The organism is Streptomyces sp. NPDC007901, assembly GCF_042959465.1.
Lineage (GTDB): Bacteria > Actinomycetota > Actinomycetes > Streptomycetales > Streptomycetaceae > Streptomyces.
In genome coordinates, this window is record NZ_JBIBKW010000002.1 from 402628 (window position 1) to 424516 (window position 21889).

Here is a 21889-nt window from a genome sequence, read left to right on the forward strand (position 1 = left end):
GTGAGTTTCAAGCCTCTTGCTGTAAACCTTTCGTCAGCGATACCGTCACGCGGGGTCGGACCCAAGAGAGCCGCTGTCGCTAGGAGTTCACGCCAGTGATACAAGTCAGACGGGTCGCGGCCGTGGCCGCCGCCGCCCTCGCCGCCGCGCTCGTGCAGCCCCTCGCCGCACACGCCGCCGCCCCGCCCGCACCGCCCTCCGACGCGAAGCTGGCCGCCGCGCCCGCCCGGCACGACGACACCCGCGAGCAGTTCTACTTCGTCATGCCGGACCGGTTCGCCAACGGCGACACGGGCAACGACAAGGGCGGCCTCACCGGCTCCCGCCTCTCCACCGGCTACGACCCCACCGACAAGGGCTTCTACCAGGGCGGCGACCTCAAGGGCCTGACCAACCGGCTCGACTACATCAAGGGGCTCGGCACCACCGCCATCTGGATGGCCCCGATCTTCAAGAACAAGCCGGTCCAGGGGACGGGCAGCAACGCCTCCGCCGGCTACCACGGCTACTGGATCACCGACTTCACCCAGGTCGACCCGCACTTCGGGACCAACAAGGACCTGGAAACCCTCATCTCCAAGGCGCACGCCAAGGGCATGAAGGTCTTCTTCGACGTCATCACCAACCACACCGCCGACGTCGTCGACTACGAGGAGAAGTCCTACGACTACCTCTCCAAAGGCGCCTTCCCCTACCTGACCAAGGACGGGCAGCCCTTCGACGACGCCGACTACGCGGACGGGAAGAAGAAGTTCCCGGCGGTCTCCACCGCCTCCTTCCCCCGCATCCCCACGGTCACCAGCGACAGCAAGGTGCCGTCGTGGCTCAACGACCCGACGATGTACCACAACCGGGGCGACTCCACGTACGCCGGCGAGTCCACCACCTATGGCGACTTCTCCGGGCTCGACGACCTGTGGACCGAGCGGCCCGAGGTCGTCGGCGGGATGGAGAAGATCTACGAACGCTGGGTGCGGGACTTCGACATCGACGGCTTCCGGATCGACACCGTGAAGCACGTCAACATGGAGTTCTGGACGCAGTGGGCGACCGCGCTCGACCAGTACGCGGCCCGGCACGGGCGTAAGAACTTCTTCATGTTCGGCGAGGTCTACTCCGCCGACACGTCGATCACCTCGCCGTACGTCACCCAGGGGCGGCTCGACGCGACCCTCGACTTCCCCTTCCAGGACGCGGCCCGCTCCTACGCCTCCCAGGGCGGCAGCGCCCAGAAGCTGTCAGCGGTCTTCGGCGACGACTACAAGTACACGACCGACAAGGCCAACGCCTACGAGCAGGTCACCTTCCTCGGCAACCACGACATGGGCCGGATCGGATCCTTCCTGGAGCAGGACAACCCGAAGGCCACGGACGCCGAACTGCTCGCCAAGGACAAGCTCGCCAACGAGGTGATGTTCCTCAGCCGGGGCAACCCGGTCGTCTACTACGGCGACGAACAGGGCTTCACCGGCTCCGGCGGCGACAAGGACGCCCGGCAGACGATGTTCGCCTCGAAGGTCGCCGACTACCTCGACGACGACGAGATCGGCACCGACCGGACCGCCGCCGGCGACTCGTACGACACCAGTGCGCCGCTCTACCAGCAGATCAGCGCTCTCTCCAAGCTCCGCGCGGCCAACCCCGCCCTCGCCGACGGCGTCCAGACCGAGCGCTACGCGGCCGACGGCGCCGGGATCTACGCGTTCACCCGGACGGACGCGCAGACCGGCCAGGAGTACGTCGTCGCCCTCAACAACGCCGACACCGCGAAGACCGCGACCTTCACCACCGGTTCCGCGGGCATGCGCTACCGCGCGCTCTACGGCACCGACGGCACCGTCACCTCCGGCACGGACAACCGCGCGACCGTCACCGTCCCCGCCGAGTCCGCCGTCGTCTACAAGGCCACCGGCCCCCTCGCCAAGCCCACCACGGCCCCCGCCCTGACCCTCACCGCCCCGGCCGCCGGCGCCACCGGCACCGTCGACCTCACCGCGGACGTCAGCGGCGGACAGCTCGACCGCGTCGTCTTCGCCGCCCAGGTCGGCGACGGGAAGTGGACCACCCTCGGCTCGGCCGACCACGCCCCCTACAAGGTCACCCAGACCATCGCCAAGGACGTCCCGGCCGGTACCGCGCTGCGCTACAAGGCGGTCGTCGTCGACTCCGCCGGGCACACCGCCAGTGCACTCGCGGCCAGTACCTCCGGCACCCCGCCCGCGGCCGAGACCCCCACCGCCTCCTCCCGCGACTACGCGGTCGTCCACTACAAGCGCACCGACGGCGACTACGACGACTGGGGCCTGTACGCCTGGGGCGACCTCGCCGACGGCGAGGCGACCACCTGGCCCGCCGGCCACCCCTTCGTCGGCCGCGACGCGTACGGCGCCTTCGCCTACGTCAAGCTGAAGTCCGGCGCCTCGAACGTCGGCTTCCTCGTCGTCGACAAGGACGGCAACAAGGACGTCTCCGCCGACCGCTCCATCGACGTCACCAAGACGGGCGAGGTCTGGATCGAGCAGGGCAAGGCGGACGTCCTGACCGAGAAGCCGACCGCCGACTACCCGGCCCAGGACACCACCAAGGCGGTCATCCACTACCACCGTGCCGACGGGGACTACGACGGCTGGGGCCTGCACGTCTGGACGGGCGCCGCGAACCCCACCGACTGGTCGAACCCCCTGAAGCCGGTGAAGACTGACGCCTATGGCGCGGTCTTCGAGGTACCGCTCACCGAGGGTGCCGGCAGCCTCAGCTACATCATCCACAAGGGCGACGAGAAGGACCTCTCCGCCGACCAGTCGCTGGACCTCAAGTCCGACGGCTACGAGGTGTGGCTGTTGAACGGCCAGGAGAAGCACCTGCTCCCGCAGCCCGCCGGCAGCGCCGCCGCGCTCGACCTGACCACCTCCAAGGCGATCTGGATCGACCGGGACACGGTCGCCTGGAACGGCGTGGACGGTGCCGCCTCCACCCAGCTGCTGTACTCCCACGACGGTTCGATCGCCGTCAAGGACGGGACGCTGACCAGCGACGACGAACGCTGGCTGCGGCTGACGAAGACCACCCTCACCGACGCGCAGAAGGCGAAGTTCCCGCACCTGAAGGACTACACGGCCTGGTCGGTCGACCCGCGCGACCGCGACCGGGTGCGCGAGGCACTCAGTGGTCAGCTGGTCGCCTCCCAGCGTGCTGCCAACGGCGCGGTGCTGGCCGCGACCGGCGTACAGATCGCCGGGGTCCTCGACGACGTGTACGCGACGGCCACCAAGGCCGCCCTCGGCCCGGTCTTCCACCACGGAAAGCCCACCCTCTCCGTCTGGGCCCCGACCGCGCAGTCCGTCGCGCTCGAACTCGACGGCGCGGTCAAGCCGATGCGCCGCGACCCCGCCACCGGCGTCTGGTCCGTCACCGGCCCCGGGTCCTGGAAGAACAAGCCCTACCGGTACGTCGTGAAGGTCTGGGCGCCCAGCGTCCGGAAGATCGTCACCAACAAGGTCACCGACCCCTACTCGGTCGCCCTCACCGCCAACTCCGAGCGCAGTCTCGTCGTCGACCTGAACGACAAGTCCCTCGCGCCGGGCGGCTGGTCGACGTACACCAAGCCCAAGGCCGTACCGATGAAGGACGCCCAGATCCAGGAGCTGCACGTCCGGGACTTCTCGGTGGCCGACTCCACGGTCCCGGCCGCCGACCGGGGCACGTACCTCGCCTTCACCGACAAGAACAGCGACGGCTCGAAGCACCTCAAGGCGCTTGCCGAGTCCGGGACTTCCTACGTCCATCTCCTCCCGGCCTTCGACTTCGCCACCGTGCCCGAGAAGAAGGCCGACCAGGCGAGCCCCGACTGCGACCTCGCCTCCTACGCGGCCGACTCGGAGAAGCAGCAGGAGTGCGTCTCGGCGGTCGCCGCCAAGGACGCCTACAACTGGGGCTACGACCCGTACCACTTCACGGTCCCCGAGGGGTCGTACGCCACCGACCCGGACGGCACCGCGCGCACGGTCCAGTTCCGCGAGATGGTGAAGTCCCTCAACCAGGACGGGCTCCGGGTCGTCATGGACGTCGTCTACAACCACACGGCGGCCAGCGGGCAGGCGGACACGTCCGTCCTCGACAGGATCGTGCCGGGGTACTACCAGCGGCTGCTCGCCGACGGCAGCGTCGCCAACAGCACCTGCTGCTCCAACACCGCGCCCGAGAACGCCATGATGGGCAAGCTGGTGGTCGACTCGATCGTCACCTGGGCCAAGGAGTACAAGGTCGACGGCTTCCGTTTCGACCTGATGGGCCACCACCCGAAGGCCAACATCCTGGCGGTCAGGAAGGCGCTCGACGCGCTGACCCTGAAGAAGGACGGCGTCGACGGCAAGAAGATCATCCTGTACGGCGAGGGCTGGAACTTCGGCGAGGTCGCGAACGACGCCCGGTTCGTGCAGGCCACCCAGCAGAACATGGCGGGGACGGGCATCGCGACCTTCTCCGACCGGGCCCGCGACGCCGTCCGCGGCGGCGGCCCCTTCGACGACGACCCCGGCATCCAGGGCTTCGCCTCCGGCCTGTACACCGATCCCAACTCCTCCACCGCCAACGGCACGACGGCCGAGCAGAAGGCCCGGCTGCTGCACTACCAGGACCTGATCAAGGTCGGTCTGACCGGCAACCTCGCGAAGTACCGGTTCACCGACGACGACGGCAAGGAGGTCACCGGCGCCGAGGTCGACTACAACGGCTCGCCCGCCGGATACGCGGACGCCCCCGGTGACGCCCTCGCCTATGTCGACGCGCACGACAACGAGTCCCTGTTCGACGCGCTGACGTACAAGCTGCCGAAGGACACCTCCGCGTCCGACCGGGCCCGGATGCAGGTCCTGGCGATGGCCACGGCCGCCCTCTCGCAGGGCCCCTCGCTCTCCCAGGCGGGCACGGACCTGCTGCGCTCCAAGTCCCTGGACCGCAACTCCTTCGACAGCGGAGACTGGTTCAACGCCATCCACTGGAACTGCGCCGACGGCAACGGCTTCGGGCGCGGGCTGCCGACGGCCGCCGACAACGAGTCCAAGTGGCCGTACGCCAAGCCGCTGCTGAGCTCGGTGAGCGTCGGCTGCGCACAGATCGAGGGGGCCTCGGCCGCCTACCGTGATCTGCTGAGAATCCGTACGACCGAGAGCGCGTTCTCGCTGGACACGGCTGGACAGGTGCAGTCGAAGCTCTCCTTCCCGCTGTCCGGGAAGGACGAGACACCCGGTGTGATCACCATGCAGCTCGGTGACCTCGTCGTCGTGTTCAACGCGACGCCGGGACAGCAGGAGCAGCGGGTGGCGGCCCTGGCCGGTACCGGCTACCGGCTGCACCCGGTGCAGGCCTCGGGGGCGGACTCCGTTGTCAAGTCCGCTTCGTATGCGGCGGATACGGGTACGTTCCTTGTCCCGGGACGCACAGTGGCGGTGTTCTCCCGGACCAGGTGACAGTGGCGCTAGGTTGGTGGGGCAGGCCCGGTACCGGGTGCTGCCCCACCGGCGTTGTCCAGGGGCTGGGAGAATGGACGTCAACGGCAAGCTGACAGACACGACCGTCCTGGTCGTGGACGACGAGCCCGCGAGCCGGTACGCGATCGGCACCGTGCTGCGCCGGGCCGGGCACGAGGTCGTCGCGGTCGGCGGCGGCGCGGAGGCGCTCAGCGAACTCGACGTACGGCTGCGCAAGGGCCGCCTGCCCGACGTGGCTCTCATAGACGTGCAGCTGCCGGACATGAGCGGCTTCGAGCTGTGCCGCCGGCTCAGGGAACGGCCGCACATGGCCGGGCTGCCCGTCGTGCACTTCTCCGCCCTCGCCGTCGCCCCGGCGGACCGCTGCCCGGGGCTGGACAGCGGGGCCGAGGCGTATCTGACGGTGCCCGCCGAGCCGGAGGACATCGACGCGGCGGTCCGGGCCGCGGTCCGCGCCGCCCGGCTGCGCGCCGACGACCAGGCGCTGGTACGGCGGCTGAAACTGCTGTCGGAGACGATCGTCTCCATCCAGTCGGCGCGCTCGCTGCACGAACTGGCCGACGCCGCCGCGGACGGCGCCGCCCGCCTCCTCGGCACCCCCGCCGCCGTCTTCGTCCTCGACCAGGACGACGAGCTGTACCGCGGCCTGTGCCGGGAGCGCACCTCCCTCGCCCTCCCGGACGAGGGCGCCCACCGGGAGGTGGCCGGCCTGCTGCGGCGGCTCACCCGGGGGCAGTCCGGGGTGCGGATCACCACCGTGCCGGCGCCGCTGTGGCCCACCGGGTTCTTCCGGCCGGGCGTCCAGCACGACGCCCGGCTGACCCTGGTCCTCACCCAGGACGGCAAGGTCCCGGTGTGCCTGGCCACGCCCACCCGCGGGCAGCGCAGGATCAACCCCGAGAACGAGGCGCTGCTGGCCCAGCTGGCCGAGGCCACCGCGCTCACCGCCGAGCCCCTGCTCATGTACCAGGTGGAGCGGCATGTCGCGCTCACCCTCCAGCACAGCTTCCTGCCCCGCCCGCACCAGCTGCCCGAGCTGCCGGGCGTCGACATAGCGGTGCGCTACGAGCCCGCCTCCCAGGAGACCGAGATCGGCGGCGACTTCTACGCCGCGCTCCGGGTCGGCGACGAGGTGCTCACCGCGGTCGGGGACGTCGTGGGGCACTCGCTGGAGGCGGCCACCGTCATGGTCGAGCTGCGGCACGCGCTGCGCGCCTACTGCCTCGCGGAGAGCGACCCGGCCGCGCTCGCCGAACGGCTCGACCAGCTCCTGCAGCACTACCACGCCGAGGTCACGGCCACCGTCTGCCTGGCCCTGATCGATCCGGCGACCGGACGCACCCGCATCGCCAACGCGGGCCACATCCCGCCGCTGATACTCGGCGAGGACGGCAGCGCCGAGTACGTGAAGGCGTCCGGTCCGCTGCTCGGGGTGGGCCTGCCCCACCCGCCGCCCACCGAGCTGGTCCTCCAGCCGGCCGACCGGCTCCTCATGGTCACCGACGGCCTGATCGAGACCCGCGGCACCGACCTCACGGTCTCGATGGAACACCTCCGCTCCGCCGCCGTCGGCGCCCTGCCCGGCCTGGACGCCCTCTGCGACACCCTCCTCGCCTGCTTCGGCCGCGACCGCGAGGACGACGTCGCCCTGCTGGCGCTGAGCCTGGCGCGGAGCTAGGCCGGCCTTCCCGACACACCCGCCGAACCGCCGACTCACCTAACCGCAGGTCTCCTGAATCCCTCTTTGCCGCCGGGATTTGATTCAGAGTTAATTGGTGCACACTGTTTATTGTTCCGATTTTTCTCGCCGAGGAGAAATTCCAGCCAGCGGTTCCCGCCGTTGAGAGGGACACGCATGACGAGCCACGCAACCGAAGTCGACCTCGAAAGTCTGCTCCGCCGGGCGTTACGGACCACGGGCGCCGGCGCCGACGGCCGCCTCCGCGCCGGAAGTGCTTGAGAAGGCCCTGGAAGTGCTGCTCCGCGAGGATTCGGGATTCAAGTTCGTCCGGTCTCCCGAACAGGTGAGCGCGCTCAATTCCCGTGCCACGCCAGGCGGAAGTTCGGGCAAGTTCATCACCGTATACCCATCCTCCGACACGCTGGGACTCGCCGGCCCCCGGATCCTGTCCGACCAGGCCTATGCCCCGAACAGCCTGGTGCACTACCGCTATGGCGCCTTCGTCGGCCGGCGACGGCTTTCGGACCAGGGGCTGCTGGTGTGGTTGTGTTCTTCCCGCTGGCGAACCTGCCGGGCTGGGCCCACACCCTGTCCGCCGTCGACCCGCTCGCCTACGGAGTGGACCTGCTCCGCCGCTGCATCGGGCTGCGGGTACCGCACCAGGCGACCACCGTGGGCGTCGAGCGGGCCGGTCGGCAGCCTCCCCTGCTCCTGGAGGGCGGCCTCCTGCCGGCCGGCGGAGTCATGGCCCTGCTCTGGGCCGCCCACCGCTTCAGCCGCCCCGCATGACGGGCCCTGGCTCTAGGCTGGACCCCAGTTGCCGTAGAACAGGAGTGCTCATGCCGCAGATCACCGTCGACTACTCCGCCACGGCGGACGCCGCCTTCGACCGGGCCGGCTTCGCCAAGGCACTGCACACCGCCGTCGTCGAGATCGCGGCCGCCAAGCCCGAGGCCTGCAAGACCCTCTTCCGCGCCGCCGACGCCACGGCCTACGCCTACGAACAGGACGGCGGCCACATCATCGTCCACGTCACCTTCGGCCTCCTCGCCGGCCGCACCGACGAGACGAAGGCGAAGCTCACCGAGGCGACCCTGGCGTTGCTGCGCGACCACCTGAAGCCGGAGGGCTACGTCCTGCACGCCTCGGCAGAGGTCAGGGACCTGGACCCGTCGTACCGGAAGTACGAGGGGTAACCGCAGCGCCCCGTCAGGGGCGCGGGGCTGTGTTTGATGTGCGGCTGCCGCCGCGTGGGCGCGACCAGCCCCCACCGACCCGCAGCCGCCCCACGACCCACCTGCTCACCCGGCCAACGCGATGAGCCGCCCCGCAAGATCCGCGAACGGTCCGTCCCCCGGCTCGTCCTGCACCATCCGCTTCACCAGCGCGCTCATCTCCTCGTCGTACGCCGCGCTGACCGCCGTCAGCGCGGCGAAGTCATGGACGAGCTGGATCTCCAGCTCGCCGCGCGGAATGCGGCGGCCGTCCAGCCAGATCAGCGCGGTCGACTCGGCGAGCGAGATCCAGGAGCGGATGACGAGTTCGAGGCGGGCGGGGGCCTCGGTGACCTCCAGATGCGTGAGGATCTGCTCGTAGGCCGCCTGCCGCACGGAGTCGATGAGCGCGTTGGTCGCGGAGGAGCCGACCGCCGGGCCGCCGCGCATCAACGCGGCGAAACCGGGCCCGTGCTCGTCGACGAAGTCGAAGAAGCGGCGCATCACCCGCAGCAGCCGGGCCCCGAGCGGCCCCTCCCGTGGCTCGTCGAACCGCCCCGCGAGATCCTCCGAGGCACGCTTCAACGCGGCCTCGTACAGGCTGAGTTTGCCGGGGAAGTAGTGGTAGACCAGCGGCCGCGAGATACCCGCGGCCGCGGCTATCTCGTCGATGGAGACCTCGTCGGGCGAGCGGCGGCTGAACAGTTCGAGGGCGACGCCGATCAACTGCTGCCGCCGCTCGTCGACTCCCATTCTGCGGCGTACCCCGGTACTCATACGAACACCTTACCGATCGGATCCGGCCTCCCACGGACCTGACCCGGCACGGGCGTTCACAGATCCAGCACAAGTCTCCCACTTCGCGCCCGCGATACACAGATCAACATCGAGTCCGCGCGCTCCGCGTCCGTCAGCAGCTCGTCCCGGTGTTCCACTTCCCCTTCCAGCACCCGCTGTTGGCAGGTCCCGCAGAACCCCTGGGCGCAGGAGTAGGCCGTGTCGGGCAGCTCCGCCCGCACCGCCGCCAGCACGGTCGTGTCGGCAGGGACGGTCAACGTCCGCCCGCTGCGCCGGAGTTCCAGCTCGAACGGATGGTTGCCGCCGGTGTCGGTACGCGGCGCGAACCGTTCGAGCCGTACGGCGGGGAACCGCTCCTCCACCGCCGCCATCAGCCCCTCGGGGCCGCAGCAGTACACCGCCGCGCCCTCGGGAACCGTCAGCTCGTCGAGGTCAGGGCGTCCGTCCTCGTCCTCCGCGAGGACCGTGACCCGGTCGTCGTCGGCCAGCTCCTCCAGGAACGGCATCGAGGCCCGGTTCCGCCCGCAGTACAGCAGCCGCCACTCCGTGCCCTCCGGCAGGGCCCGCACCATCGACAGGATCGGGGTGATGCCGATGCCCCCGGCGACGAACACGTACGACGCGGCCTCGACGAGCGGGAAGCGGTTGCGCGGCCCGCGCACCTCCAGTTCCATGCCCTCGACGACCTGCTCGTGAACCTCCCGCGAACCGCCCCGCCCGTCCGCGACCAGCCGTGCGGCGATCGTGTACGAGGAGGTGTCGGCCGGGTCCCCGCAGAGCGAGTACTGCCGGACCAGTCCCGAGGGCAGGACGACGTCGAGATGGGCGCCGGGCTCCCAGCCCGGCAACCGCCGCCCTTCCAGGCGCAGTTGTACGACCCCGTCGGCGACCGTCTGGTGCGAGGCGACCAGCAGCCGCAGCGCCCGGGACCGCGGCTGCCCGGAGGTAGGCGGGTCCAGCGCCGGCATCGGCCACAGCGGGGACGCCTCGATCCGGCGCCGCATCGCCCGCTTGACCAGCAGCGCGGCGCCCGCGACGGCGACGACGGTGCGCAGCCTCGGTGTCATCACTTGCCCTCCTGCTCGGCGGCCAGCGCGGCGGGGGAGGAGGCCAGGTAGGCGACGGCCTGCTCGGTGGAGCCCTCCTGGGAGGGGTGGTAGGTGCGGCTGAGGTAGCGCGGGATGGACCTCAGCATGTCGCCGGTGGCCGGGAGGGTGCCGCGCCGGCCCGCGAGGTGAAAGTCCCGGAACCGGGCCTGGCCCTCGGTCAGCGTGGGGTCGTTGGCCATGAAGAAGCGGGCGCCGCGCTGCCACAGGAACACGATCGCCGTGAACGCCGTCGCCCAGGTCCGCACCCGGCGCCGGTAGCCGCCGTCGAGGTGCACGAAGAGGTCGAAGGCCACCGACCGGTGCTCGACCTCCTCGGCGCCGTGCCAGCGCAGCAGGTCCAGCATCATCGGGTCGGCGCCGCGCCGGTCCAGCTCGTCGGCGTTGAGCACCCAGTCGCCGAGGAAGGCGGTGTAGTGCTCGATGGCCGCGATCAGCGCCACCCGTTCCAGGAGCCACCAGCGCCTCGCCCGCCCCGGCGGCAGCGTCCGGTCGCCGAGCAGCTTCTCGAAGAACCAGTCGACCTGCGCGGTGTACGGCGTCGGGTCGAGACCCAGCTCCTTGAGATGGGGCAGCACCTCGTCATGGGCCTGGGAGTGCATCGCCTCCTGCCCGATGAACCCGATGACGTCCTCGCGCAGCCGCTCGTCACGGATGAGCGGCAGCACCTGCTTGTAGACGTGCACGAACCACCGCTCGCCGGTCGGCAGCAGCAGATGCAGCACATTGATGGTGTGCGTGGCGAAGGGATCGCCGGGCACCCAGTGCAGCGGGGTGTCCTCCCAGGCGAAGGACACCTTGCGGGCCTTGAGCGCTGTGTGCTCGGACGCGACCGGCTGGGGCTGCTTGTTGGACATGGCGTCAATGTACTGACGGGTAGATCCGCTGAGAACCCCTGGGACGGAGCTTGTTTACACCGATGTCAGCAAGGGATGCTCAGCGCAGCCCGTTGATCTCGGTCCCGTCCTCCAGCGTCCCCGTCAGATCGGCCTGCGCTCCCTGCTTCGCCCTGGCCACCAGCTGCGTCCCCTCGGCCGAGGCCGTGACCCCGCCGGTCGCCCGGATCGACGCGGTGTCGCGGCCGCCCGCGGCCAGCAGGTACCACTGCCCGCCCCCAGACTTCCACAGCACCCCGGCCAGCACCTGCGGATCGCGCGGACCGCACGCCGTCACATCGGACGCCTTGGCCGCGACCGCCCCGTACGGGCTGCCCGGCGTCCGGAACTGGGCCAGCGACACCGTTCCGTCGCCCCGCCAGGTCTCCGCGCGGGTGCACACCCAGGCCCCGGTGCCGCCGGCCTCCGGCAGCGTCTGCTCGGCGAACGCCCAGGCGTTGACGCTGCGCACCCCGGCGGAGCGCTCCGCGGCCAGCGAGCAGGCGAACGGCGCCCAGTCGCGCAGCCCGGCCGCACCGGAGGCCTCGCCGGTGTACCCGGGACGCCCCGAGGTGAGATGCGCCGGGACCAGCTCGCCGAGGTCGGTGGAGAGCCGGGTGCCGTCCGCGTCGGTCAGCTGCAGCACGTTCCAGGAGGTGCACGCCCCCTGCTGCATCGCGGGACTGGCCATCGGCCCGGTCACCCCGTCGGTCAGCCCGAGGTCCATCGCCCCCGAGGTCGGCTTCATCAGGTCCCGCTCGGCCGCCTTGGTCACCCACGGGGCCGTCAGATACCGGACGTTGCCGTCGGCGCGGCCGAGGACCAGCGCGCCGGCCTCCGCGTCGGTCGCGCCGTCGACGCGGGCGAAGTCCAGGGCCGCGCCCGCGGTGCCGTCCTTCGGTTCGGCGTAGCGGGCGATGCGCAGACCGTCGTAGAAGACCACCACCCGGGCGCTGTCGACCACGCCCGCGTACAGCAGTTGAGGCGGTCCGGCGGGGCCGCCGGTCTGGGTGCCCGGGGTCGCCGAGACGCGGACGGTGGCGCCGGGGCGGGCCCAGACGGCGAGGGCGCGGCGCAGCAGCGAGGTGTTGCCGGTGAGCGCGCCGCGCGCGGGCCAGACGGAGAAGTCGGCGCGGGTGGCGGTCTGCCAGGCGGTGGCGGGGATCTTCGTCACCTGGGCGGGGTCCAGGGCGGCCTCGGCGGCCGCGTTCCGCGCGTACGGCGGGGCGGCGGCACCGTCGGCGCCCCAGCCGCCGCCCGGCAGTACGACCAGCGCGCTGCACACCGCGAGCGCGGCGGCCGCGGCCAGCGCGGCCTTGGTGTGCTGGCGGCGCCGCATCAGGTCGGTGGGCCGGGCCTGCAGGGAACAGGGGTCGAACTCGGGGGAGTCCAGCAGCGGGTACTCGGCCGGGACGCCGTTCGCCTCGGCGAGCGCGCCCTCCGGGTGCTCGACCCCGGCCGCGCGGAGGATCTTGCGGACGTCGCCGTCGGGGAGCTGCTCCAGACCGCGCAGCGCGTAGGCCGCCCGAGCCGGGCCGGACAGGGCGGCGAGCCGCTGGTCCAGGGCGAGTTCGTCGGCGCCGCCGGAGCGCGGGAAGAGCCGGAGCCCCCACACCTGGGGGAGCAGCGGCGGCAGCTGGGCGCGCTTGGGCCACGCGGTGAACCTCAGCGGCAGGCCCGCCTCCAGCGCCGTACGCACCGCTTCGAGGCGGACCAGGGCGTACCCGGGGTCGGTGTCGCGGCCGGTCGACTGGGCCGGGATCACCGGGGCCTGCCGGCGGCTCCGGGGCAGCGCCCGCTGGACCAGGGAGTGTGCGGTCAGCACGCGACGGCCGCGCGCCAGACCCGGCGGCAGCACCAGATAGGCGAGCCGGACCAGCCGCGGGTAGTGCTCGACGAGCGCGGCCTCGGCCTGCTCGACATCGACCGCCGGACCGAGGGCTCCGGTGGCGACGGCTGCGTGACGCTGGGCTACATGCTGTGACTGCACGTCCTGAAGAACGAGCGACCCGTTGGTTGGTCACCGCCACACAGGTGACACTGCCGTATCGGCACGATGTGAGCGCTTCGCGCCGCACAGCCGTATCGAAGGGGACGGGCCCCCGAAGGCACCGGGGCCGGCAATGCGACCGGAGGAACAGATGAGGTTGACCCGACCGATGCTCGCCGTGGCCGGCGCCGTGGCCGTACTGGCGCTGGCGGGCTGTGGATCCGGAGACGGCAAGGCGGAGACCAAGGTGCCGGTCACGGCGACCGGCAGCCTGGAGAGCCTGGCCGCCAAGGTGAAGTGCACCCCCGACATGCAGATCGACTCCGACGAGGTCCGCCAGGCCATCTGCAAGACCTCCGCCGGCAAGTTCGTCTTCGCCACCTTCGCCACCGACCGCGGCCAGCGCGAGTGGATCAACGACGCCAAGGACTACGGCGGTTACTACCTCGTCGGCCGCAAGTGGGTCGCCGTCGGCACCGACAAGGTGGTCAAGGCGCTGCGGCCCACGCTGGGCGGCTGGGAGGAGATCGGCACCGACCACAGCAAGCACACCAGCTGAGGCCGCGCGGCACACACGGAAGCGGGCGGTGGGAGAGTCCCACCGCCCGCTTCTTCGTGCTACCGGCTACCGGTCAGCCGGTGTTACCGGCTACTGGCACTTCTTGCCGGAGTTGATGCAGTTGGCGATGGTGTTCGCCAGGTTGTTCTTGAAGACCGCGATGAAGTCGTCGTGGTCGGTCGCCGACTTGTGCAGCTGCTCCGGGAAGCCGTCCACCGCGTAGGCGTTCTTCACCTGGCCGTTGACGATGCTGGGCGGCGTGACGTTGTAGACCAGACGCATCGTCAGCTGCGGGATCGCCTTGAAGCCGTTGCCGCAGACACCGCTCGCCGGGTCCGCGAACGCGACGTGCGTGCGGTGGTTGGCGCTGTCGATGTTCTTGCCGTCCCAGCAGCTCTGGAAGGCGAAGGTGCGGACCACCTGGCTGCCCTGCGGGCAGATCGGGTACTGCTCGGTCAGCTGGACCTTGTTCTCGAAGCCGGTGCAGCTCCAGTGCGCGTTCGCGTTGGCCAGACCGTTGGTCGTGGTCTTGGCGTCACCGGTGATGATGCGCAGGAACTGCGGCATCGCGGTGACCTTGCTGGCCGGGGAGCCGACGTACTTGATCTGGGCCTTGACCGGGGTCAGGATCTTGCCGACGTTGCCCTCGGTGCCACCGCCGGCCGCGTTCTGGTCGAAGTCCTGGGAGCCGTCCTGCTCACGGACGACCGGCCAGTAGTACGCCGACAGGTCGCTCTGGTTCTGGCAGCTGGTCTGGTCCGCGATCAGCGTGTCGTTGGTCGCGAACGCGTCGACCTTCTGGTTGCCGACGTAGTCGTGCAGGTGGTGCGCGCCGTTGGTCACGCCGGGCGCCACGATCACGTTGTCGGTGTTGTGGTTCTTGTTCGCGTTCACACCGCACCTGGTGGTGAAGGAACCGGTCGAGGCCTGCTGGCCGTTCTGCGGCTTGCCCTGGACGTTCGCGGCGACCTTCGTGATGTCCACGAAGTCCGCGGCGGTCGGGCCGTTGCCGGCCTGCCCGCCGATGCCCACGTCGACCGGGGTGCTCGCGCTGGCGCTCGGGGCGGCCGAGGCCTGCCCGTTGTTGCCACCGTTGTTCTGGCCGTTGTTGTTGTTCTGGCCACCGTTGTTCTGGCCGCCGTTGTTCTGGCCACCGCCCGCGGTGGTCTGGTTCGCGGTCTGCGTGGTGCAGGCCGCGAGCTGCGACAGCGAGCTGTTGAACTGCCCGCCGACCCGCGTGATGTCGAGCCGGATCCGGTCGATCGTGGCCGCCCGCTTCTCCTTCAGGGGGCCGACGATCGCGTTCTGCACGAAGTTGGCGTCATTGGCCTGCGCCTGGCGGGTGGAGGCGAGCCGGGAGTAGGCCTCGGTGATCTGCTTGTCGAGGTTTGCCAGCTCCGTCGCCACCCCCTGCTTGGCCTTGTCCGGCACGCTCGTCAGTTTCTGACCGACGTCCGGGCACGAGATCGTTGCGACCGTGGCGGCAGCGGCCTTCGTGTAGTTCTGTGCAGAGTTGTTCGACTCGTGCGCCGAAGCATTCATCTGCGCCCAGAGCAGCCCGCCCCCGCCGATTGCTAGGGCCGCCGATGCGGCAATGGCCTTGACAGCCAGCGGCGAACGGCGTTTGCGTATGTTGCGTCCCATGGAACTCCTCAGACCTTCCTTGCGGGGCGGCATCGAGGCGCCCGACAGGAGTGAAGCGGCGCCTTCTCATACGCACCTCATCTCAGAGGTGTTCAGCCGCCTCACAAATTCATCAGAGTTTTGTTACGCACTTGCGGCACAACTGCCGTTTGAGCTGCGGAAGTTCCGGGGAAATCAGCGATCGCGGTCGAGGTAGGCCAGCACCGCCAGGACGCGCCGATTGTCGTCGTCCGACACCTCAAGTCCGAGTTTGGTGAAGATGTTGGAGGTGTGTTTGGCGATGGCCCGTTCTGTGACCACGAGCTGCGCGGCGATCGCCGCGTTCGAACGGCCCTGCGCCATCAGCTCCATGACCTCCAGCTCGCGCGCTGTCAAGCCCCCGAGCGGCCGGTCGTCCGCCCGCCGGGACAGCAGCTGCTGGATCACCTGCGGGTCCATCGCCGTACCGCCCGCCGCGACCCGCCGTACCGCGTCCACGAACTGCTCCGCGTCGAACACCCGGTCCTTCAGCAGATAGCCGACCCCGCCGCTGCCGTCGGCCAGCAGCTCCCGCGCGTACAGCTGCTCCACGTGCTGGGAGAGCACCAGCACCGGCAGCCCCGGCCGGTCCCGCCGCGCCCTGAGCGCGCACTGCAGCCCCTCGTCGGTGTGCGTGGGCGGCAGCCGTACGTCCACCACGGCCACGTCCGGCTCCAGCTCGGCCAGCGCACGCGTGAGTTCGGGGCCGGACTCGACGGCGGCGGCGATCTCGAAACCGTAGGCCTCAAGGAGCCGGACCAGTCCGTCGCGCAGCAGGAACAGGTCTTCGGCTAGGACAACGCGCACGGGATCTCCATGGTGACCATGGTGGGACCGCCCGCGGGGCTGCTGACGGCCAGGACGCCGTCGAATGTGCCCAGTCGCCGCTCGACCCCGGCGAGCCCGGACCCGGCGCCGATCACCGCGCCGCCCCGGCCGTGGTCCGTGACCGAGATCCGCAGCATCCCGCCGCCTTCCTTGACGTGATGCAGGTCGACCCAGATCCGGTCGGCGCCGGAGTGCTTGACCGCGTTGGTGAGCACCTCGCTCACCGCGAAGTACGCGGCCGACTCCACCGGCGCGTCCGCCCGGCCCGGCAGCTCCACCGTCACCTCCGTCGGCACCGGCAGCCGCAGCGCCAGCGCCCGCACCGCGTCGCCCAGCCCGCGCTCGGCGAGCACCGGCGGATGGATCCCCCGGACCAGGTCCCGCAGCTCGCCCAGGGCCTCCACGGACGCCTGCCGGGTCTGGGCCAGAAGCCGCTTGGCCTGCTCCGGATCCCGGTCCATGAGCATCTCGACGGTCCCGAGGTCCATGCCCATGGCGACCAGCCGGGCCTGCGCCCCGTCGTGCAGGTCCCGCTCGATCCGGCGCAGCTCGGCCGCCGAGGTGTCCACCGCGTCCTTGCGGGTCTCGGTCAGCACCCGTACCCGCTCCACGAGTTCGCCCTTGCCGGGGTCGAGGACGGCGGCGGTGAGCCGGAAGTGGGCGGTCAGCAGGGCCGGGGCGTACCGGAAGGCGGCGACGAGGAAGACGGCGCCGAGCGCGGCGGCGGCCAGCGCGGTCGGCTGGTCACTGACCGGCACGAACTCGTACCAGTACGTCTCCCCGTCCGCGAGCACCCGCCACAGCCCGGCCGCCAACGCGAACCCCTCGACCGCGTAGAACAGCAGCACCGCCGGCAGCAGCGCGGTCACGAACCCGGCCGTCATGTCCACCTGCAGCCACAGCAGGTCCCGCCAGACCTGCCGGTCCTGGATCATCACCAGCGTCCGGGTCCACGGGTTGGCGCCCTCCGGGACTGCCCGGTACCCCGACCGGATCCGCACCCCGCACCACTCGTACGCGAGCCGCCGCCGCACGTCCGCCACGTCCCGCACCCCGCCCAGGACCCACGGCGTCGTGACGATCCCGACGCCGATCGGGATCAGCGCGAGGGAGATGGCGGTCAGCGTGAAGCAGAGCACCGAGACCGGCAGGATCACCAGCGCCAGCACCAGCCCCCGCACGGCGGCCAGCAACACCTCCCGCGCTCTCGCGCGAAAGCCGCCGCCGTTCGTGTTCGTCGTCATGGCGCCAGTCTGTCCGACCGTCCGGCCGACGGTCACTGGCCCGAAGCCCCTTGTCAGGGGGTGGTGCCAAGTACACCCCGGGGACGTGAAGCGCACCCGAAGGGGCGCGGAGCTGTGTCAGATATGCGGCTCCGCCGCGTGGGCGCGACCAGCCCCACCGGCCCGCAGACTGATCACGACCCACCCCCCGGAACCCCCAACACCCGCGTCTCGGCCTCCGGGTCCAGCCCCGGCGCCGTACGGTCCGCCCGCACAGGCCCCGTACCCCCGACACCCCGCAGCCAGCGCCACGTGTCGGCCACCGTCTCCTCCGCCGGCCGGCACACCAGCCCCGAGGCCAGCGCCCGCGTCACGTCCGCGCGGTGCACACCGTCGTACGACTCGCTGTCCTGCGGCACCCACACGGGCAGCTGGGTCCACGGCTCGATGCCGGCCGCGAGGATCGGCTCCGGGTCCGTCCAGCGCAGGTCGGCGTCCGAGCCGGTGACCCGCCGGCAGGCCTCCAGCAGCCCGCCCATCGTGGTGATGCCGCGCGGGCCGATCAGGTTGTACGGCCCGGACAGGCCCCGCTCGACCGCGCTGAGGGTCCACTCGGCGAGATCGCGGGCGTCCACGAACTGGACGGGCAGGTCGCGGGGGCCCGGCGCCAGCACCGGGCCCCCGCGAGCGATCCGGTTCAGCCACCACGGCAGCCGGCCGACGTTCTCGTACGGCCCGAGGATCAGCCCGGCGCGTACGAGGACCGAGCCGTCCGCACCGAAGGACTCGACGGCGGCCAGCTCACCGCCCCGCTTGTCCTGCGGGTACTCGGTCTGCTCCGCGTCCGCCGCGGCCCCCGTCACCAGGGCCGCCTCCTCGGTGTAACCGGCCGGGCGCGGCCACGCGTACACCGAGATGCTCGACACGTACGCGTACCGTCCGGCGCGGCCCCGCAGCAGCCGTGCCGCCTCCCGTACCGCCCGGGGCGCGGCCGACCAGGTGTCCACGACCGCGTCCCACTCGGTGCCGTCGTCGAGGGCGGCGAGGCCCCCGGGCGCGGTGCGGTCGCCGTGCAGCGACCGCACCCCGGGCGTGGGCCGGTTGCGTCCCCGGTTGAGGACGGTCACCTCCCAGCCGCGCCCGAGCGCCGCCTCGACGACCGACCGTCCCACGAACTCCGTACCGCCCAGCACAAGAAGTCTCATGCCGGTGATCGTGCCCGGCCGCGGCGGCCGGGGGAACGGGACTCTGCCGAGGGCAGAGCGGGTTCCTCAGCGGCCGGTCGGCGGGGTGTACTTGTAGCCGACCCGGCGCACCGTCTGGATCGCCTTGCGGTGCTCCGCGCCGAGCTTGCGGCGCAGCCGGGCGACATGGACGTCGACCGTGCGGCCGTCGCCGACATGGCCGTAGCCCCAGACCGTGGTGACCAGCTGGTCGCGGGTGTGCACCCGGTTCGGGTGCGTCACCAGATGGGCGAGGAGCTCGAACTCCAGGTAGGTGAGGTCGAGTTCGCGCCCGTCGACCTGGGCGGTGCGCTGCGCGGTGTCGACGGTGACGAGCGGCCGCGGGCCGCCCTGCTCGGCCGCCGGGTCCGGCGCGGCGGCCGGCTCCGGGCGGTCCGGGACGGCGACCGGCAGGAACGGCGGCTGCTGGTCCGCCGGGACCAGCACCAGGTAGCCGATCATCGGCGGCTGGCCCGGCAGGGTGGGCAGGGTGTGCTGCGGGGCGGGCAGCCAGGTGGCGCCCGGCGGCAGCAGGTCCGTCATGTCCACGACCTCGTCCCGGTCGACGGCGCGCAGCCGGTGCCGGGCCGGTGAGGAGGCGAGGGCGGGGGCGGGGGAGAGGGAACGAGTGGTCGCCATGAGACGTCAGCTCTTTCGCGCGAGGAGTTCGTCGGTCGGGACGACGGCCGCGATGCGTGGTCGGGCGCGCCGGGGACGTACTGCGTTCCGCGCTGGCCGAAGGCCGGGGTGTACGGCTTTAGAGGGCCCGCGCGTTCATCGCGCGGCAACACACCCGGTCGAAGTCGTGGTGCTGACGGGAAGGCCAGAACGGCTCCAGGTCATGGCGACCCGTCGCGGTGTCCTTCTGGAAGCTGGCCATGGGCCCATTGAAGCAGACACAGCCCGGAAACAGGACCCTCCTCTCACTGCTTGGACGCCTCCTTGGCGAGATGTTGACGCTGCCCGCCCCACCCCATCAGGGGTTTGTGCCAGGTCGGCCGGGTGGGCCCGGTCGCCTTGTCCGGGCCGCCGTCCCACACTGCGGACGGCCCGGCGGCGGTGCGGACGCGCTCGCGGGCATGCGGAAGGGGCGCCCACCGCACGTGGTGGGCGCCCCTTCTGACGAACTGTCCGAGGATCAGACCTGGTCGGCCTTCTCCAGGGCGGAGCAGCAGGTGTCGACGATCAGCCGCGTCACGACGTACGGGTCGACGTTGGCGTTCGGGCGGCGGTCCTCGATGTAGCCCTTGCCGTCCTTCTCGACCTGCCACGGGATACGGACCGAGGCACCGCGGTTGGAGACGCCGTAGGAGTACTCGTTCCACGGGGCGGTCTCGTGCAGACCGGTCAGGCGGTCGTCGATGCCGGCGCCGTAGTTCTTGACGTGGTCGAGCGGCTTGGAGCCCTCACCGAGCGACTCGCAGGCGGTGATGATCGCGTCGTAGCCCTCGCGCATCGCCTTGGTGGAGAAGTTGGTGTGCGCGCCGGCGCCGTTCCAGTCGCCCTTGACCGGCTTGGGGTCGAGGGTGGCGGAGACGCCGAAGTCCTCGGCGGTGCGGTAGAGCAGCCAGCGGGCCACCCACAGGTGGTCGGAGACCTCCAGCGGGGAGACCGGGCCGACCTGGAACTCCCACTGGCCGGGCATGACCTCGGCGTTGATGCCGGAGATCGCGAGGCCCGCCTTCAGGCAGTTCTCCAGGTGGGCCTCGACGATCTCGCGGCCGAAGATCTCGTCGGCGCCGACACCGCAGTAGTAGCCGCCCTGGGGGGCCGGGAAGCCGCCCTCGGGGAAGCCCAGCGGACGCGACCCGTCGAAGAAGGTGTACTCCTGCTCGATGCCGAAGATCGGCTCCTGCGCGGCGAACTTCTCGGCGACCTCGGTCAGCGCGGCGCGCGTGTTGGAGGCGTGCGGGGTGAAGTCGATGTCCAGGACCTCGCACAGGACGAGGATGTCGTCGCCGCCGCGGATCGGGTCCGGGCAGGTGAAGACCGGCTTCAGTACACGGTCCGAGGAGTGCCCCTCGGCCTGGTTCGTGGAGGACCCGTCGAAGCCCCAGATCGGCAGCGCGTCGAGACCGGCGGGGGCGCCCGAGATGATCTTCGTCTTCGAACGCAGCTTGGCCGTCGGCTCGGTGCCGTCGATCCAGATGTACTCAGCCTTGAAGGTCACGGGCCACATCCTTCGGGGTGGGTCGGGCGCACATGCGGGTGCTGCGGCGCTACGGCACTGGGGCGCCAGCGTTGATGTGCGCGAGCCTGTCAACAGGCGATTTCCCGATCATTGCTCGAATGTGAACCCCGTGTTACCTGGTGGTTCTGTGGTGCGGCTCACGTTGTGAGGCCGGTGCGGGCGGGGTACGAAGCCCATTTCGGACGCCGTACGTCGTCCGTGCGCGGCGGTCGCCGGCTTTCCCTCCGTGAAAGCCGGCGACCGTGCCTCAGCCTGTTCCTCCGGTCAGCCGACCTTCTCGATCACGGCGCGGCGGATCAGGAACTTGCCGGGTTCCCGGACCTGTTCGAAGGCCGCGTTGTTGAGCAGCACGCAGCTGCCGGAGACCGAGGTGACCTTCACCGTCGTGGACTTGTTGTTGTCCAGGTTGGTGACCTTCAGCGTGGTTCCCGCCGGGAACTGGTTGCTGGAGGCGGCCGGCGCGCCGGCCTCACCGGAGAGCGTGACGGTCGAGCCCTTGCAGACCTGCTGACCGGAGGCGGCGGCACCCCCGGTGTTGCCGGTGGCCGCGCTCTTCGAGGGCGCCGGCGTGGCCGCCTGCTGACCGGTCTGGCCCGTCTGCGTCCCGTTCGCCGCCTGGGAGCCCTGAGCCGACTCCCCAACGACGCAACCGGACGCCTTCTGCTGGACCTTGATCTGCTCGATGACCGCCTGCCGGTTGGCGATCCGGGCCGCCGACTGGGCGTCCGGGTTCGCCTGTTGCCCGGCGATGAACTTCTCGTTGTTGCCGAGGGCCGTGGCCAGCCCCGAGCAGACGGTCGAGTCCGCGGCCGAGGACAGTGTCCTGGCGTTCTGCGGCGTCTGCGCGGCGTTCGAGGTGGACGCCAGGGCGAAGGCCCCGCCGCCCGCCACTGCGGCGGCACTGACCAGCAGCGCCACCTTCTTCTTTGCGCTGAGGGTTCTCCTACGCGACATGCGCGCCTCCTGAGGAAGTGGGGGAGCGTACGTCGGTAGGTACGAAATACCGAACGGCGTTACTCAGCGGTTACAGGAGTTGCCGAAGTAACCTGT

General features: G+C 70.9%; 18 protein-coding genes. 5 read left to right on the plus strand and 13 right to left on the minus strand.

The window, feature by feature from the left end:
- Positions 1-95 precede the first annotated feature (95 nt).
- The 4 genes from pulA (at position 96) to ACFZDK_RS07600 (ending at position 8366) form a co-directional block, all read left to right on the plus strand.
- Entirely contained in the window at positions 96-5468 is a 5373-nt protein-coding gene (gene pulA, locus ACFZDK_RS07585; protein ID WP_390970742.1) for a pullulanase-type alpha-1,6-glucosidase, read from the plus strand.
- A gap of 73 nt (positions 5469-5541) precedes the next feature.
- A complete protein-coding gene (locus tag ACFZDK_RS07590) occupies positions 5542-7167 on the plus strand; it encodes a SpoIIE family protein phosphatase (protein WP_390970745.1) in 1626 nt (541 codons plus the stop codon).
- Between the two features lie 543 nt (positions 7168-7710).
- A complete protein-coding gene (locus ACFZDK_RS07595) occupies positions 7711-7959 on the plus strand; it encodes a hypothetical protein (protein WP_390970747.1) in 249 nt (82 codons plus the stop codon).
- A 50-nt stretch (positions 7960-8009) separates the two neighbouring features.
- Positions 8010-8366 (plus strand): 5-carboxymethyl-2-hydroxymuconate Delta-isomerase, encoded by a 357-nt coding sequence (locus ACFZDK_RS07600; RefSeq protein WP_390970749.1) that lies wholly within the window; start codon positions 8010-8012, stop codon positions 8364-8366.
- A 105-nt stretch (positions 8367-8471) separates the two neighbouring features.
- On the opposite strand, the gene ACFZDK_RS07605 is transcribed toward ACFZDK_RS07600, so the two are convergent.
- The 4 genes from ACFZDK_RS07605 to ACFZDK_RS07620 form a co-directional block, all read right to left on the minus strand.
- Positions 8472-9161: a TetR family transcriptional regulator gene (locus tag ACFZDK_RS07605; protein WP_390970751.1), complete on the minus strand. Its 690-nt coding sequence runs from the start codon at positions 9159-9161 to the stop codon at positions 8472-8474.
- 56 nt (positions 9162-9217) lie between these two features.
- Positions 9218-10249 (minus strand): 2Fe-2S iron-sulfur cluster-binding protein, encoded by a 1032-nt coding sequence (locus tag ACFZDK_RS07610; RefSeq protein ID WP_390971587.1) that lies wholly within the window; start codon positions 10247-10249, stop codon positions 9218-9220.
- Positions 10249-11145, minus strand: coding sequence for a metal-dependent hydrolase (locus tag ACFZDK_RS07615; protein WP_390970753.1), 897 nt, complete (start codon positions 11143-11145; stop codon positions 10249-10251). The genes ACFZDK_RS07610 and ACFZDK_RS07615 overlap by 1 nt, the downstream gene beginning before the upstream one ends.
- 79 nt (positions 11146-11224) lie before the next feature.
- Positions 11225-13153: a hypothetical protein gene (locus tag ACFZDK_RS07620; protein ID WP_390970755.1), complete on the minus strand. Its 1929-nt coding sequence runs from the start codon at positions 13151-13153 to the stop codon at positions 11225-11227.
- A 151-nt stretch (positions 13154-13304) separates the two neighbouring features.
- Here ACFZDK_RS07620 and ACFZDK_RS07625 point away from each other — a divergent pair, with 151 nt between their 5' ends.
- Positions 13305-13712 (plus strand): hypothetical protein, encoded by a 408-nt coding sequence (locus ACFZDK_RS07625; RefSeq protein ID WP_390970756.1) that lies wholly within the window; start codon positions 13305-13307, stop codon positions 13710-13712.
- Positions 13713-13802: 90 nt separating this feature from the next.
- On the opposite strand, the gene ACFZDK_RS07630 is transcribed toward ACFZDK_RS07625, so the two are convergent.
- The 9 genes from ACFZDK_RS07630 to ACFZDK_RS07670 all read right to left on the minus strand — a co-directional run bounded on the left by ACFZDK_RS07630 (position 13803) and on the right by ACFZDK_RS07670 (position 21793).
- Entirely contained in the window at positions 13803-15356 is a 1554-nt protein-coding gene (locus ACFZDK_RS07630) for a DUF1996 domain-containing protein (RefSeq protein ID WP_390970758.1), read from the minus strand.
- Between the two features lie 174 nt (positions 15357-15530).
- Entirely contained in the window at positions 15531-16181 is a 651-nt protein-coding gene (locus ACFZDK_RS07635; RefSeq protein ID WP_359225918.1) for a response regulator transcription factor, read from the minus strand.
- Complete coding sequence (locus ACFZDK_RS07640; protein WP_390970761.1) at positions 16166-17446, minus strand: sensor domain-containing protein; 1281 nt, start codon at positions 17444-17446, stop codon at positions 16166-16168. The genes ACFZDK_RS07635 and ACFZDK_RS07640 overlap by 16 nt, the downstream gene beginning before the upstream one ends.
- A 173-nt stretch (positions 17447-17619) precedes the next feature.
- Entirely contained in the window at positions 17620-18630 is a 1011-nt protein-coding gene (locus tag ACFZDK_RS07645) for an NAD-dependent epimerase/dehydratase family protein (protein ID WP_390970762.1), read from the minus strand.
- Between the two features lie 66 nt (positions 18631-18696).
- Complete coding sequence (locus tag ACFZDK_RS07650; RefSeq protein ID WP_390970764.1) at positions 18697-19287, minus strand: winged helix-turn-helix domain-containing protein; 591 nt, start codon at positions 19285-19287, stop codon at positions 18697-18699.
- Positions 19288-19405: 118 nt separating this feature from the next.
- Complete coding sequence (locus ACFZDK_RS07655; RefSeq protein ID WP_355729704.1) at positions 19406-19528, minus strand: hypothetical protein; 123 nt, start codon at positions 19526-19528, stop codon at positions 19406-19408.
- 43 nt (positions 19529-19571) lie between these two features.
- On the minus strand, positions 19572-19751 hold the full coding sequence (locus tag ACFZDK_RS07660; protein WP_390970766.1) for a hypothetical protein: 180 nt from the start codon (positions 19749-19751) through the stop codon (positions 19572-19574).
- A 35-nt stretch (positions 19752-19786) separates the two neighbouring features.
- Positions 19787-20818 carry a glutamine synthetase gene (gene glnII, locus ACFZDK_RS07665; RefSeq protein ID WP_390970768.1) on the minus strand — a complete coding sequence of 344 codons (1032 nt, stop codon included), beginning with the start codon at positions 20816-20818 and terminating at the stop codon, positions 19787-19789.
- Positions 20819-21103: 285 nt separating this feature from the next.
- The gene (locus ACFZDK_RS07670; protein WP_390970770.1) at positions 21104-21793 is read right to left on the minus strand and encodes a hypothetical protein; all 690 of its coding nucleotides are present in this window, start codon (positions 21791-21793) and stop codon (positions 21104-21106) included.
- Between the last annotated feature and the right edge of the window lie 96 nt (positions 21794-21889).

Bases quoted from the DNA above. Each gene is read 5' to 3' on its own strand.
- ACFZDK_RS07600 (WP_390970749.1), top strand. From the start codon at position 8,010: ATGCCGCAGATCACCGTCGACTACTCCGCCACGGCGGACGCCGCCTTC.
- ACFZDK_RS07670 (WP_390970770.1), bottom strand. From the start codon at position 21,793: ATGTCGCGTAGGAGAACCCTCAGCGCAAAGAAGAAGGTGGCGCTGCTG.
- ACFZDK_RS07655 (WP_355729704.1), bottom strand. From the start codon at position 19,528: ATGGCCAGCTTCCAGAAGGACACCGCGACGGGTCGCCATGACCTGGAG.
- ACFZDK_RS07615 (WP_390970753.1), bottom strand. From the start codon at position 11,145: ATGTCCAACAAGCAGCCCCAGCCGGTCGCGTCCGAGCACACAGCGCTC.
- ACFZDK_RS07650 (WP_390970764.1), bottom strand. From the start codon at position 19,287: ATGGCGACCACTCGTTCCCTCTCCCCCGCCCCCGCCCTCGCCTCCTCA.
- ACFZDK_RS07640 (WP_390970761.1), bottom strand. From the start codon at position 17,446: ATGACGACGAACACGAACGGCGGCGGCTTTCGCGCGAGAGCGCGGGAG.
- ACFZDK_RS07625 (WP_390970756.1), top strand. From the start codon at position 13,305: ATGAGGTTGACCCGACCGATGCTCGCCGTGGCCGGCGCCGTGGCCGTA.
- ACFZDK_RS07605 (WP_390970751.1), bottom strand. From the start codon at position 9,161: ATGAGTACCGGGGTACGCCGCAGAATGGGAGTCGACGAGCGGCGGCAG.
- ACFZDK_RS07610 (WP_390971587.1), bottom strand. From the start codon at position 10,249: ATGACACCGAGGCTGCGCACCGTCGTCGCCGTCGCGGGCGCCGCGCTG.
- ACFZDK_RS07630 (WP_390970758.1), bottom strand. From the start codon at position 15,356: ATGGGACGCAACATACGCAAACGCCGTTCGCCGCTGGCTGTCAAGGCC.
- ACFZDK_RS07590 (WP_390970745.1), top strand. From the start codon at position 5,542: ATGGACGTCAACGGCAAGCTGACAGACACGACCGTCCTGGTCGTGGAC.
- ACFZDK_RS07645 (WP_390970762.1), bottom strand. From the start codon at position 18,630: ATGAGACTTCTTGTGCTGGGCGGTACGGAGTTCGTGGGACGGTCGGTC.